We start from the raw sequence: 13,780 nt of genomic DNA, 5'->3' as shown, positions 1-13,780 counted from the left end.
CGTGCCCTGGCGTGCACGTCACGTGTCCCCGGGGCCCGGATCGGACTAGACCGCACGCGAGCCGGCGCACCGGTCGGGACTCGGAGCGGGACATGGCACAGGGGCCGGGTCCACGTGGGTGGCTCCGGCCCCTGTGCGTTCCTCTGGGGGGTTCCTTCTGGTGTTTCCTTCTGGGGGGCTCAGCCGGTGAAGATGCTCGACACCTCCGCCTGGGTCAGCTCGTAGGGGTAGATCCGCAGGTCGTCGACCTGCTCGGTCGGGCGCGGGTCGTTCCAGCTGCCGTTGCCGACGAAGTTGGCGGTCGTGCCGCCGTCCCCGATGTCACCGATGCTGACCGGGATGTTGTTCCTCGTCCCGCCCGCCTGGAGCACGCCGTTGAAGTAGACCTTCCCCGTGGTGCCGCCGCCGGTCGGCGACGGACCGAGGGTGACGACCACGTGCGTCCACTGGTTGAGCGGCAGGTCGGTCGTGCCGTCCAGCTGGATCCGGTACTGCTCGCCGTTGTCGCGCCGCATCGTGACCCCGAACCCGCGGGTGCCGTTCTCCGTCCTCGACTGCAGCAGCAGGAACTCGCTGGTGTCCTTGCCGATCTGGAGGTGCGAGGTCCAGCTCGGCAGGGCCGTCGGGCGGATCCACGTGGAGACGGTGAGCTCGGTGGTCATGCCTGCCGTGAGGTTGTTCGGCAGGTTCACGTGACCGGCGCCCGGGAGGTTGAGGCCGGCGTTGTACTTCGCCGTCCCGACCCATCCGGCACTGCCCTGGAGCGTGCCCGCTCCGACCGAGGTGGTGGTGCCCGTGTTGGCGGCGCTCGTCCCGGTGTTCTCGTCGAACCGGTAGCGGATCGGCACGACCGTGTTCACCGGCGGCCGGCTCACCGTGTGGGTGACCGTGCCGCTCGAGTCCTTCCACCCGCCGCCGGCGACGAACCGCACCTGGACGCTGTGGGCACGCGGGGACATCGTGACCGCGGGGAACGAGACCGCTCCGTTGGTCACGGTGCGCTGCGCCCCTTCGCGTGCGCCGTCGATCCAGAGCTCGGCGACACCCGTCGGGTTGGCGTTGGTGGCGTCCTTGACCGTCGCCGACACCGCGACCGGGGCGTTGTACGCCGACGGGGACGCCGGCGACGTGCTGACGGTCGTGGTCGTGGCGAGCGCGCTGCCGTCGGCGTACAGGCCCGCGACGTCGGAGTCCGACAGCGTCGAGGTCCACATGCGCACGTCGTCGACGAGCCCGTCGAAGGCCGGGTCGGGGAAGCCGTTGCGACCCACCCAGTTGTCGGCCGTGGGACCGACGTCGGCCATCGAGATGGTCAGGTCGGACCGGGTCGCGATCTTGACGCCGTTGAGGAAGAGCGAGCCGGTCGTGCCCTGGCGGGTGAAGGCGACGTGGTTCCACTGGCCGGCGACGACGTCCTTCGTCGGCGTCGCGTAGATCCGCTCCTCCAGCGCGCTGCTCTTCTTCTTGAAGGTCGCCGCCAGACCCGTGCTGCCGTTGATCTGGGTCTGCATCTGGATCTGGAAGAAGCCACCCGCCCCGGCGACGCCGTCGCCGATGTGGAGCAGGTTGATCCAGTTGCCCTTCGTGTCCGGGCGCACCCACATCGAGGTCGAGAAGCTCGCCTCGTTCTGCAGCAGGTTGTCCGGGAGGTCCACGGCGTTGGCGTTGCTGCCGCCGGCGAGATCGACCGAACCACCGGTGATGCCGGTGGTGCTCCAGCCTGTCGTGCCGGTGAGGACCGCGCGTCCGGCCGTGACGTCGGACCCGGAGCTGGCCGACGTCGTGCCGCTGCCCTCGTCGAACTGGTAGCTGACGGCCGGCTCGGCCGTGCCGGACTGGGCGCCGACCACCACGAGGTCGTCGACCACCAGGTTGTTGCCGCTGCCGCCGCCGGCGATCGTCAGCGCGTGCTGCCGTGCACTGGCGGTGAAGGTGCCGACGTAGGTGCCGAAGGCGGTCTGCGAGGACAGGGCCGTCCCCGCCGTCAGGGGGGCGTTGAGGTTGGCGATGCTGACCGTCCCCGTGGCGCTCGCCGTGCCTGCCGACCTACTGTCACGGGCGTACCTCAGGGAGACGCGGTAGGTGCGACCGACGTCGAGGCCCTTGAGGGTGCGCGTGATGCTGCCGGCGTTGGTGAGCGCGAGGTGGTAGCCGGTCGAGCCGAGCCCACCGTTGCTCGCCGCGTTCGAACGGATCAGCTGGACCTGGCTGGTCACCTCCCACGGTGCCATCCGGCCGTTGCCGGGGGCCACGTCGACGGTGGTGGGCGGGGTGCCGGTCCGGAAGTCGGCCGGGATCCTCGGGTACTCGAACTGGTCGACCACCTTCGGCGCCGGGGCGTCCGTCGTCACCGCGGGGTCGATCTGCACGATGTTCGCGACCGAGGGCGTGCCGCCGCTCCACACGAACACCATGTAGGCACCGGGAGGCGCGTAGTTGCCGTTGCTCGGCGAGGTGATGGTGACCGTGCTCCCGGACTGCGTGAAGGCGAGGTCCTGGAAGTTCTGGTCGTTGTTGAAGCCGTGCGTCACCGAGCCGTTGCGCACCAGCGTGACCCGCTGGACGGTGCTGCTCGACGTCACGCCGAAGGTACCGCCGTAACCGATCCTCCTCGGCGCGTTGGTGACCACCGGACGCGGCGCCGGGGAGTTGCCGTCGAAGAGGTACGCCGGGGAGTAGTACTCGACGTCGGTGTAGCTGTGCGGGCCGGGAGCGCCGCCGCCGCCGATCATGATCCTGCCGTCGGGCAGGAGCAGGTTGACCGAGTGGTAGAGCCGGGCGTGCTCGTAGGGGACCTTGACCTCGGTCCACTGGCCGTTGTCGGGGTTCCAGATCTCGGCGTTGGTGACGAAGCCGGCCTGGCCGTTGTTGTCGCGCGAGCCGCCGGTGACCATGACGTTGCCGTCCGGCATGACGACCGAGGACGCCCAGTGCCGGCCGTACTTCATCGGCTGCGTGGCGGTCACGACCGGGTTGGCCGTGCCACCGGTGATGTCGACCGTGAAGCCGGCGCGGGCACCGGCCGGACCACCGCCGTTGGCCCACCAGCCGCCACCGACCTGCAGGATCTTGCCGGGTCGGTACATCGTGGCCGTCGAGGTCGCGCCCACGGGGTTGCCGAGCGCGCCCTGGTTGCCGGTCCCGGTGCCGAGCGTGCCCCGCATCGTGATCGAGCCGGTGCCGCTGTTGGCCGACGGGTCCAGCTCGTACATCTGCGTGCCCGTGATGTTGAACAGGTTGCCGTTGGTCGGCGCCACGAAGGCCCGCGGGTACCACCAGCGGTTCTCGTCCTGCGGGGCGCCCGCACCGTCGCCGTACGCCTGCGCGCTGGTCGCGCCGGTGAGCAGCTTCCACGAGCTGCCCGCGTTGGGCGTGTAGATCTCCGGCGTCTGGACGCCCGGGCCGCCGGGACCGCCGCGCAGCGAGCCGCCCTGCACGACGACCGAGCCGTCGGGCATCGTCGTACCGGTCGGGTACCAGCGGGGGATGTTCATCGGGGCCTCGTTGCGCAGGCCCTGGTTGGTCGTCCAGCTCGTCACGCCGATGGCGGCGTCATTGGGGGCGTTGCCGCCGAGGTTGTCGTCACCGCCGACCGTGAAGGTCGCGCGCCGGTGCGGCACCTGGACCTGCATGGAGCAGAAGAGGTCGGTGTAGGTCGCGTTCGGGACGATGCCCGAGACGAGGTTGGCGAGGGTGCGCGGGATCGCGGGGTCCCACACGTCGATCTCGGTCTGGCCGCCCTGGGTCACGCAGTCGTTGCCGCTGTAGTCGTAGGGGTTGCCGTCCGTGCACCCGGAGGTGACCGAGCCGAAGGACTGGACCTTGCCGTCCGCCGTCAGCGCGGCGTTGATCGGCACCAGCGGCCACGGGGTGACCGGGCTCATCTCGCCCTGCTGGTCCTTGACCGGCGGGGAGCAGTCGGCCGCGAGGAGGCCGGCCGAGTAGGCCATGCCGTTGCGGAGCTGCTGGCGGATGAAGTCGTCGGCGTCGTTGTCGTTCGCGTTCCCGCCGTCGTTGGCCGCCGTCCACGCCGAGGCGTGGTGGCCCAGCGAGGAGTACCACGACCGGCCGGAGTCGATCTTCTGGCACCACGTGACCGGGTGCGAGGTGCCCTCCTCACCGACGCGCGCACCGGCGGCGTACGACGACTCGTCGACGGAGACGAGCGTGCGCACGTTCTGCGTCGGGTTGACGTCCCACTCGTACCACTCGTCGGTGTAGGACAGCGAGGCCGGCATGCCGGCCGTCAGCGGGCTCGCGGCACCGAGGTTCACCGTGCCGCGCTGGCCGCCGGCCGGCTCGGGGTGGCCGGTGGCGGCCGCGCCGACGAGGCGCCGGTAGAAGGGGTTCACGTCGTGCTCGGTCTGGTCCGGCGACCACGCCGTGTAGTGGATGCCGACGAAGCCGCCGCCCCCACGGATGTAGGACTCGAGCGCTGTGCGCTGGGAGGTGTTGAAGAGGACGCCGGCGGTGTGGGCGAAGACGAGCAGGTCCTTGCTGGCGAGGTTGGCCGTCGTGAAGACGCTGGCGTCCGTCGTCTCCTGGATGTCGGCGACCGCCGCGCTCTGGCCGTTGTTGTCCAGGCCGTACTGCACGGCCAGCGCGTTGGCCATCTCGCGCACGGCGGCGCGGGTGTTGGCGACGGAGCCGTGCACGCCGTCGCCGCTGCTGAAGAGCAGCACGCGCAGCACGTCGTCGTCGCCGGGGGCGGCGGACGCCGGGGTGGCGACCGTCGTGGCGGCGAGCGCCGCCAGCGGGATCGCGACCCCGAGGGACGCGGTCACCGCCACGAAGCGCGTCGCGACGCGACGCAGGGAGGACCTGTGGAGCAGACTCATCTTCGATTCCCTTGGCTCGGTGGTGAGCTCGGCGGGCGACGGGTGCGGTCTGCGTCCTCGAGATTGAGCCGAACGTAGTGACGTAGGTCACACAGAGTCAAGAACTGCGTCCAGAAACGTGAATTCCCGGCGGTGGCAGACTGCGGGCATGGCTCCCGACCCCGACGAGCGGTCCTCGCTCGAGATGCCGTCCTTCTCGCTCCGGCGGCGGAAGAAGGATGCTCCCGAGCCGGCCGACGAGGCCGTGACCGAGCCTGTCGACACGCCGGTCGCCGAGCCGTCGGTCCCGGAGACACGGACCGTCGTCCAGCCCGATCCCGAGCCCGAGCCCGTCACCCCCCGCGTCCGTCGCGAGCTGCCGGCGGTGTCGGGCCTGGTCGCGGCGGTCGTGACCGGGCTCGTGGTCGGCCTGCTCGCCGTCGCGCTCGCCTGGCTGGCCGGCGTCGGCTGCGACGCGGCCCGGGGCACGACCTCGTGCGGTGGCGCGATCGGCTTCCCCGTGCTGGTCGCGGTGGTGGCGATCCTCGCGTGGGCAGGCACCCTGCTGCTGCGCACGCTCCGGGTCGTCGATGCCGGGTCGACCAGCCTGCTCGCGGTCGGCGTACTGGCCGTGCTGGTGATGGTCTTCCTGCTCGGCTCGCTCGACACCTGGTGGGCGGTCGTCGCCGTGCCCGTCCTCGCCGCAGCGTCCTACGCCGGCTCCTGGCTGCTCACCCATGCCGTCGCCGACTCGGAGGTCACGGAGCCGGTCGTGGAGTCGCACGACGTCCGGTGACGGGACCGTTGTCCGTCACTCACTGAACTTGTCAGGCCTTGCAAGGGCCGACAAGTGGAGCGATCCCCGGTCAGCCGGGGATCACGAGAGCCGGGCGACCCCGCTCAGCGGGCGGCGGCGATCAGCTCGGCGATCTGGACCGTGTTGAGGGCCGCGCCCTTGCGGAGGTTGTCGTTGCTGACGAAGAGCGCGAGGCCGCGGTCGTCCGGGACGCCCTCGTCCTTGCGGAGGCGCCCGACGTAGGACGGGTCCTTGCCGGCCGCCTTCAGCGGGGTCGGCACCTCGTCGAGCTCGACGCCGGCGGCGGTCGCGAGGATCTCGCGGGCACGCTCGGGGGTCATCGACCGCTCGAACTCCGCGTTGATCGCGAGCGAGTGGCCGGTGAAGACCGGGACGCGCACGCAGATGCCCGAGACCAGCAGGTCGGGGATGTCGAGGATCTTGCGCGACTCGTGGCGGAGCTTCTGCTCCTCGTCGGTCTCGTTGAGGCCGTCGTCGACGACCGAGCCGGCCATCGGGAGGACGTTGTAGGCGATGGTCTCGACGTACTTCACCGGCTCGGGGAAGGCGATCGCCTCCCCGTCGTAGGCCAGCTCGCGGGCCTTGTCGCCCGCCTGGGCCACGCCGCCCGCGAGCTCGTCGACGCCGGCGACGCCCGAGCCGGAGACGGCCTGGTAGGTCGAGACGACCAGCCGGGTCAGGCCGGCCTCCTCGTGGAGGGGCTTCAGCACGGGCATCGCGGCCATGGTCGTGCAGTTGGGGTTGGCGATGATGCCGCGCCCGGCCTCGATCACCGACGCCACCGCGTCGGGGTTGACCTCGGAGACGACCAGCGGGATCGACGGGTCCTTGCGGAAGGCCGAGGAGTTGTCGACGACGATCACGCCGGCCTCGACGAACCTCGGCGCCAGGTGGCGCGAGGTGGTGGCGCCGGCGGAGAACAGCGCGATGTCGAGCCCGGTCGGGTCGGCGGTCTCGGCGTCCTCGACGGTGATCTCGCGGTCGCCGAAGGGCAGCACCGTGCCGGCCGAGCGGGACGAGGCGAAGAAGCGGACCTGGTCGGCCGGGAACTCCCGCTCGAGCAGGATCTGGCGCATGGCGACGCCGACCTGGCCGGTCGCGCCGACGATGCCGATGTTCACCATGTCAGCGTCCCGTCCCGCCGTAGACGACGGCCTCGACCTCGTCGGCGTCCAGGTCGAACGCCGTGTGCGTCGCGCGGACCGCGTCGTCGACCGACGCCTCGTCGACCACGACGGAGATGCGGATCTCCGAGGTGGAGATCATCCCGATGTTGACGCCCGCCGAGGCGAGCGCGCCGAAGAACTTCGAGGTGATGCCGGGGTGCGAGCGCATGCCGGCGCCGATCAGCGAGACCTTGCCGATCTTGTCGTCGTAGAGCAGCTTGTCGTAGCCGACCTCGCCCTGGATCCGCGCGAGCGCGGTCATGGCGGTCTGGCCGTCGGTGCGCGGCAGCGTGAACGAGATGTCGGTCAGGCTGGTCGCCGCGGCCGAGATGTTCTGCACGATCATGTCGAGGTTGATCTGGGCGTCGGCCAGGGCCTCGAAGATGCGGGCGGCCTCGCCGACCTTGTCGGGCACGCCGACGACGGTGATCTTGGCCTCGCTGCGGTCGTGGGCGACACCCGCGATGATGGGCTGTTCCATGGTGGTCTCTTCCTGACCGGGCTTCGGGTCGTTGCTGACCCAGGTGCCCTCGAGCTGGCTGAACGACGAACGGACGTGGATCGGGATGTCGTAGCGACGGCCGTACTCCACGCACCGCAGGTGCAGGATCTTGGCGCCGCACGCGGCGAGCTCGAGCATCTCCTCGTAGGAGACCTTGTCGAGCTTGCGGGCGTTGGGCACGATGCGCGGGTCGGCGGTGAAGACCCCGTCGACGTCGGTGTAGATCTCGCACACGTCGGCGTCGAGCGCCGCGGCGAGAGCCACCGCGGTCGTGTCGGAGCCGCCACGACCGAGGGTGGTGATCTCCTTGGTGGTCTGGCTGACGCCCTGGAAGCCCGCGACGATCACGATGTGGCCCTCGCCGATGGCCTGGGTGACCCGGCCGGGCGTGACGTCGATGATCTTGGCCTTGCCGTGCTGCGCGTCGGTGATGACGCCGGCCTGCGAGCCGGTGAACGAGCGGGCCGTGAAGCCGAGGTCGTTGATGGCCATCGCGACGAGCGCCATCGAGATCCGCTCGCCGGCGGACTGCAGCATGTCGAGCTCACGGGCGGGGGGCAGCGGCGTCACGGCGGCGGCCAGGTCGAGCAGGTCGTCGGTGGTGTCGCCCATGGCGGACACGGCGACGACGACGTCGTGGCCGGACTTCTTGACCTCCACGATCCGCCGCGCGACGCGCTTGATGGCGTCGGCGTCGGCGAGCGAGGAGCCGCCGTACTTCTGCACGACAATGCCCACGGTTGAACCTCTGCGGTCGGGGTGCGGCCGTCAGCGGCCGCGAACGTCTGACGTGCCCTCCGGCGCCCTTGCCGGCGGGCCACCGAAGATTCTACGGCGCGCGGACCAGCGGGTGAGGGCCATCTCATCCCCGCCGGGCGACTACCGCGTGGTGACCTCGGTCGGGTCGCTGCCGAGGATCTCGTCGGCGACGGCCAGCGCCTCGGCGTCGGCGTCGAAGTCGGTGTTGAAGCGGTCGTGGGCCACGACGGTCAGCAGCGCGTTGAGCGCCGCGCCGGCGAGGTTGCCCCAGCTGTTGACGTAGGAGAACTGCCACCACCACAGCGCCTCGGCGACGTTGCCGGCGCGGAAGTGGCGCAGGCCGTTCTCGAGGTCGATCGCGATCGAGGCCATGTCGTCGGACAGCCGGCTCTCGACGACCTCGGGGACGTAGGGGTCGAAGACGAAGGTGTACGCGTCGACGCCACCGAGCATGTCGGCGAGCCGCAGCCGCAGCTCGTCGATGTCGGCCTCGGGCCCGACGTCGGGCTGGAACTCCTCGCGCGGGGTGAAGTCGTTCTGCGCGCCGAGCCGCGCGCCGGCGAGCAGCACCTGGCTGATCTCGAGCAGCAGCAGGGAGACCGCCTGGGCGCCGTTGCCCTCGCGCGCGATCGCGCGCAGGGCGAGCAGGAAGCTCTCCACGGAGTCGGCGATCTGCTCGCCGAACACCTTCTCGTCCGTCCCGGTCATTGCGCTGATCTCCTTCCGGCGAACGCTCGTCCGAGCGTCACCTCGTCGGCGTACTCCAGGTCGCCGCCCACAGGCAGTCCACTCGCCAGACGGGTCACGCGCAACCCCATCGGCGACAGCAGGCGCGTGAGATACGTCGCGGTCGCCTCGCCCTCGAGGTTGGGGTCGGTGGCGAGGATGACCTCGGTGACCGTGCCGTCGGCCAGGCGCGGCATGAGCTCCTTGACGTGGAGCTGGTCGGGGCCGATGCCGTCGATCGGCGAGATGGCGCCGCCGAGCACGTGGTAGCGCCCGCGGAACTCGCGCGTGCGCTCGATCGCGACGACGTCCTTGTACTCCTCGACGACGCACAGCACGCTCGGGTCACGCCGCTCGTCGCGGCAGATCCGGCACTGCTCGTCCTCGCTGACGTTGAAGCAGATCGAGCAGAACTTCACCCTGGCCTTGACCTCGATGAGCACGTCGGCGAGGCGGCGTACGTCGACCGCCTCGGCCTGCAGCAGGTGGAAGGCGATGCGTTGGGCGCTCTTCGGACCGACGCCGGGCAGCCGGCCCAGCTCGTCGATCAGGTCCTGGACGACACCCTCGTACAACGAAGCCCCTCAGCCCAGGCTGGGCGGGTTGAAGCCGAAGCCGCCGCCCTCGCCGCCGCCGAGGCCGCCGCCGAGGCCGTCCGTGAGCGGGCCGAGCGAGTCGCCGGCAAGCGCCTCGGACTTGGCGCGCGCGTCGCGGTAGGCGGCGACGATCAGGTCGGAGAGGTCGGACAGGTCGTCGGGGTCGCTCCCGTCGAACTCGCCCGCGCGGATCGTCACGCCGACCAGCTCGCCCACGCCGTTGGCGGTGACGGTGACCGCGCCGCCGGCGACGGTGCCGTCGACGGTCTGCTTGGCGAGGTTGGCCTGCGCCTCCTCGAGCTGCTGCTGCATCTGCTGCGCCTGCTGGAGCAGCGCGTTCATGTCGAAGCCGCCACCGAGGGCGTCGAAGGGGTTCTGGGTCATCGCATCGTCCTTGGTCGTCAGTCGTTCTTGATCTCGTCGATGAGCTTGGCGCCGAGCGTCTGGCTGAGCAGGGCCTCGGTGTCGATGGCGCCGGAGTCGGCGTCGGGGTCGTCGTCGGCGTCCACGTCGTCGTCGGCGTTGCGCACCGGCTGGGCCGGCTCGGTCGAGGTGGCGCCGTTGCGGAAGGCGTCGAGCGCCTCGCGGGCCGGCGCCGCGGAGACCGACGGCTGCGGCTCGACGGGCGCGTCCGGCTGCGGGGCGGCGGCAGCCGCGTCGCCGGTCACCCACGAGGGCGGCGCGTCGGGCGCCTCCTGGGCGGGCGGACCCGGCGGCGCCGGGTCGGCCGACGGCGCGGCGGGCGAGGTGCGGGGGTCGGTGGCGGCCTGCTTGACGACGGGCTGCTCGGCGGCGGCACCGCTCGGGTCGACGATCGACTCCACGCGCCAGTCCATGCCGACGATGTCGATCGCGGCCTGGCGCAGGATCTCGTCGCAGCCGCCGTTGACGAAGGAGTCGCGGGCCCCGGCGTTGGCGAAGCCGACGGTGAGGCGGGTCGCGTCGACGTCGACCACGTGGGCGTGCTGGGAGAGCACCATCCACGCGAGGCGGCGACGGTTCTTGGTCTGCTCGAGGATGTCGGGCCACAGGCGTCGGACGTCGACGAGGCTGAGGCCGCCGCGCGGCCCCGCGGGCTGCGCCGCGACGGGAGCGTCCGAAGCGGCCGGCACGGACGGCACCGGGGCCGGCTCCGCGACCGTGGGCGGCGGCTCGGGCGCGCTCGTGGGCATCGGCGGCGGAGGCGGCGGGCCGTCGTCGCGCACGCTCGGCGTGGTCGGCATCGGAGGCGGCGGGGCCGGCTCGTCGGCGTGGACGGGCGTGGCCTCCGGCGCTGGTGCCGCGGCGGGGCCCGGCGCAGCCGCCGGGGCCGCCACGGGCGGGGCCTGGGGTGCGGGGGCTGCCGGGGCCTCGGCGGGAGCGGCGGTCGGCAGCGCAGCCGCGGCAGGGGGCGCGGTCGCGGCACGCGCCTGGGCGGCACCGGTCGGGGCGCCGCTCACGTCCATCCGGCGCTCGAGCCGCTCGAGGCGGGCCATCACGCCGTCGGAGGTGTGGTCGGCACCCGGCAGCAGCACGCGTGCGCAGAGCAGCTCGAGGAGCAGGCGGGGCGCGGTGGCTCCGCGCATCTCGGTGAGACCCGCGGCCACGATGTCGGCGGCGCGGCTGAGCTCGATCGCGCCGAACCGGGCGGCCTGGGCGACCAGGCGCTCGCCGGCGGCCTCGTCGACGTCGATGAGGCCGGTGGCCGGGGCGTCGGGGACGGCGGTGACGATGACCAGGTCGCGCAGGCGGCGGAGCAGGTCCTCGGTGAACCGGCGCGGGTCCTGGCCGGTCTCGACGACCTTGTCGACGACCGAGAAGACGGCAGCGCCGTCGCGGGTGGCGAACGCCTCGACCACCTCGTCGAGCAGCGAGTCGGGGGTGAACCCGAGCAGGTCGGAGGCCAGCTTGTGGGTCACGCCGCCCGGACCGGCGCCGCCGAGGAGCTGGTCGAGGACGGACAGCGTGTCGCGCGCCGACCCCGCGCCCGCTCGGACGACGAGGGGCAGCGCCGCCGGCTCGATGGCGACGCCCTCCTCGCCGGCGAGCTGGGAGAGGTAGTCGCTCAGCAGGCGCGGCGGGATCAGCCGGAAGGGGTAGTGGTGGGTGCGCGAGCGGATGGTCGGCAGCACCTTGTCGGGCTCGGTCGTGGCGAAGATGAACCGCAGGTGCGGCGGCGGCTCCTCGACCAGCTTGAGCAGGGCGTTGAAGCCCTGCGTGGTGACCATGTGCGCCTCGTCGATGATGTAGACCTTGTAGCGGTCGCGCACCGGCGCGAAGAACGCCTTCTCGCGCAGGTCGCGGGCGTCGTCGACACCACCGTGGGACGCGGCGTCGATCTCGATGACGTCGATCGACCCGGGGCCGCCGCGCGCGAGGTCGCGGCAGCTGTCGCACTCGCCGCACGGGTCGGAGATCGGCGCCTGCGCGCAGTTGAGCGCCCGGGCGAGGATGCGCGCGGACGTCGTCTTGCCGCAGCCGCGGGGGCCGGAGAAGAGGTAGGCATGGTTGACCCGGTTGGCCGCGAGGGCGGCGCGCAGCGGCTCGGTCACGTGGTCCTGCCCGATGACCTCCTGGAAGGTCTCGGGCCGGTAGCGGCGATAGAGCGCGAGCGGTGACTCCACGTCGTGAACCCTAACCGGGCCCACCCACACTGCACACGGGCCGGGACCCGGACATGGAAAGGCCCCCCACGCACCCGTCAGAGCTCACTTACCCTTGCTGCCTTCCGGCCCTGGGGGAATTGGGCGAGATGTCGCCGCGTGGGGGGTTGCGGGGGAGTCTAGGTGAGCCGGCGACCGGTGCCCAAACCCGGTGGGGCGCACGCGATTTCACCGGCCCGCGAGCCGACCGGTACTCTCCTCCGCGGAGGTATCGCCTAGTGGCCTATGGCGCTCGCTTGGAAAGCGGGTTGGGTTAATAGCCCTCGGGGGTTCGAATCCCCCTACCTCCGCCGCACGAGGCCCCGGCACCGATCATCGGTGGCCGGGGCCTCGCTCATGCCGTGGGCTCACGCACCGCCCCAGGCGGACGTACGTCGCTCAGGCCTTGCTGCGGCGGAGCATCTCCTCGCGGTCGACGACCTTGACGCGCTCGCGGCCCTCGGCCTCGCCCAGCGAGATCTCGTGGGCGTCGAGGCGCTCCCAGTCCTCCCACAGGAACGGCTGGGTGCCGCCGGCGGCGAGGTGCTCGAGGATCGCGGACGGCTCCGGGCGCGCGGGCGCCGGCAGGGCGTCGAGGTCCTCGAGGAGGTGGGTGATGGTCTCCGACGCGTCGGACTTGGTGTGCCCGATCAGACCGACCGGGCCTCGCTTGACCCAGCCGGTGACGTAGACGCCCGGCACCTGGATGCCGTCGAGGTCGAGCACGCGGCCGCCCTCGTTGGGCACGACGCCGTTGGCGTCGTCGAAGGGGATGTCGGCCAGGTTCGTCGAGCGGTAGCCGACGGCGCGGTAGACGGCCTGCACGGGCCAGTCGATGAACTCGCCGGTCCCCTTCGCGGTGCCGTCGCCCTGGAGCTCGGTGCGCTCGGTGCGCAGGCCCTCGACCCGACCGTCACCGGTGATCTCCACGGGCGCCTGGCACATGTGGATGTGGATGCGGTGGGGCGCGCCGGTGGGCTCGGCCTCGAGGTACTTCAGCAGGGTGTCGACGACGAGGCGGGTGCCCTTCGACGCGGCGATCGCGGCCTGGCCGGCGTCGTCGACCTGGAAGCCCTCCTCGGTCACGTGCACGTCGACGCTCGGCGAGTGCGACAGCTCGCGCAGCTCCATCGGGCTGAACTTGATCGACGCGGGGCCGCGGCGGGCGAAGACGTGGATGTCGGTGGCCTGGTTGGCCGCGAGACCGGCCGCGACGTTGGCGGGGATCTCCGTGGTCATCTGCTCGGCGACGGGCTTGGCCAGCATCCGCGCGACGTCGAGCGCCACGTTGCCGGCACCGATGACGGCGACCTGCTGGGCGTCGAGCGGCCACTCACGGGGTACGTCGGGGTGGCCGGTGTACCAGGAGACGAAGTCCGCGGCGCCGTGGCTGCCCGGCAGGTCGACACCCGGGACGTCGAGGTCGCGGTCCTCGGTGGCGCCGGTCGCGAAGATGACGGCGTCGTAGAACTGGCGCAGCTCCTCGAGCTTCAGGTCGCGGCCGTAGTCGACGTTGCCGATGAGGCGCACGCCCGGCTTGCCCAGCGCGCGACGCAGCGCCTTGATGATCTCCTTGATCCGCGGGTGGTCCGGCGCGACGCCGTAACGGACCAGGCCGTAGGGCGCGGGCAGGCGTTCGATGACGTCGACACTGGCCTCGGGGTGCTGGTTGGTCAGGATGTCGGCGGCGTAGATGCCTGCGGGGCCGGCGCCGACGACGGCGACGCGGAGGGGGCGGGACACGAAGGGCTCCTGGAGCTAGGGACGGAACGAACC

At 71.8% G+C, this 13,780-nt stretch carries 9 protein-coding genes, 1 tRNA gene and 1 other RNA gene; 2 read left to right on the top strand and 9 right to left on the bottom strand.

The features are described 5' to 3' along the window. Positions 1 to 179: 179 nt before the first annotated feature. Complete coding sequence (locus BLV76_RS08775) at positions 180 to 4,838, bottom strand: LamG-like jellyroll fold domain-containing protein (protein ID WP_217630296.1); 4,659 nt, start codon at positions 4,836 to 4,838, stop codon at positions 180 to 182. 148 nt (positions 4,839 to 4,986) lie between these two features. Between BLV76_RS08775 and BLV76_RS08770 the strand changes: the two genes are divergently transcribed. Then, the gene (locus BLV76_RS08770) at positions 4,987 to 5,613 is read left to right on the top strand and encodes a hypothetical protein (RefSeq protein WP_090968782.1); all 627 of its coding nucleotides are present in this window, start codon (positions 4,987 to 4,989) and stop codon (positions 5,611 to 5,613) included. Between the two features lie 104 nt (positions 5,614 to 5,717). Here the strand turns inward: BLV76_RS08770 and BLV76_RS08765 are convergent, their stop codons facing one another. The 7 genes from BLV76_RS08765 to ffs all read right to left on the bottom strand — a co-directional run bounded on the left by BLV76_RS08765 (position 5,718) and on the right by ffs (position 12,134). Beyond that, the gene (locus tag BLV76_RS08765) at positions 5,718 to 6,758 is read right to left on the bottom strand and encodes an aspartate-semialdehyde dehydrogenase (protein WP_090968781.1); all 1,041 of its coding nucleotides are present in this window, start codon (positions 6,756 to 6,758) and stop codon (positions 5,718 to 5,720) included. Between the two features lies 1 nt (position 6,759). Continuing rightward, positions 6,760 to 8,040: an aspartate kinase gene (locus BLV76_RS08760; RefSeq protein ID WP_090968780.1), complete on the bottom strand. Its 1,281-nt coding sequence runs from the start codon at positions 8,038 to 8,040 to the stop codon at positions 6,760 to 6,762. Positions 8,041 to 8,181: 141 nt separating this feature from the next. Further along, positions 8,182 to 8,769, bottom strand: coding sequence for a DUF5063 domain-containing protein (locus tag BLV76_RS08755; protein ID WP_090968779.1), 588 nt, complete (start codon positions 8,767 to 8,769; stop codon positions 8,182 to 8,184). Beyond that, positions 8,766 to 9,362: a recombination mediator RecR gene (gene recR, locus BLV76_RS08750; protein ID WP_090968778.1), complete on the bottom strand. Its 597-nt coding sequence runs from the start codon at positions 9,360 to 9,362 to the stop codon at positions 8,766 to 8,768. The genes BLV76_RS08755 and recR overlap by 4 nt, the downstream gene beginning before the upstream one ends. Before the next feature lie 9 nt (positions 9,363 to 9,371). Next, a complete protein-coding gene (locus BLV76_RS08745) occupies positions 9,372 to 9,767 on the bottom strand; it encodes a YbaB/EbfC family nucleoid-associated protein (RefSeq protein WP_090968777.1) in 396 nt (131 codons plus the stop codon). Positions 9,768 to 9,784: 17 nt separating this feature from the next. Beyond that, the gene (locus BLV76_RS08740; RefSeq protein ID WP_090968776.1) at positions 9,785 to 11,986 is read right to left on the bottom strand and encodes a DNA polymerase III subunit gamma and tau; all 2,202 of its coding nucleotides are present in this window, start codon (positions 11,984 to 11,986) and stop codon (positions 9,785 to 9,787) included. A gap of 57 nt (positions 11,987 to 12,043) precedes the next feature. Continuing rightward, an RNA gene (ffs, locus tag BLV76_RS08735) (signal recognition particle sRNA small type) lies at positions 12,044 to 12,134 on the bottom strand. A gap of 95 nt (positions 12,135 to 12,229) precedes the next feature. Here ffs and BLV76_RS08730 point away from each other — a divergent pair. Next, positions 12,230 to 12,315 (top strand) — tRNA-Ser (locus BLV76_RS08730). An 88-nt stretch (positions 12,316 to 12,403) separates the two neighbouring features. Here BLV76_RS08730 and BLV76_RS08725 read toward each other — a convergent pair. Continuing rightward, a complete protein-coding gene (locus BLV76_RS08725) occupies positions 12,404 to 13,747 on the bottom strand; it encodes an FAD-dependent oxidoreductase (protein WP_090968775.1) in 1,344 nt (447 codons plus the stop codon). Positions 13,748 to 13,780: the final 33 nt, after the last annotated feature.

This window comes from Nocardioides exalbidus (assembly GCF_900105585.1).
GTDB classification, from domain to species: Bacteria; Actinomycetota; Actinomycetes; order Propionibacteriales; family Nocardioidaceae; genus Nocardioides; species Nocardioides exalbidus.
Note: the sequence above shows the minus strand (reverse complement) of the source record. Positions and strands in the feature narration are given on the sequence as shown.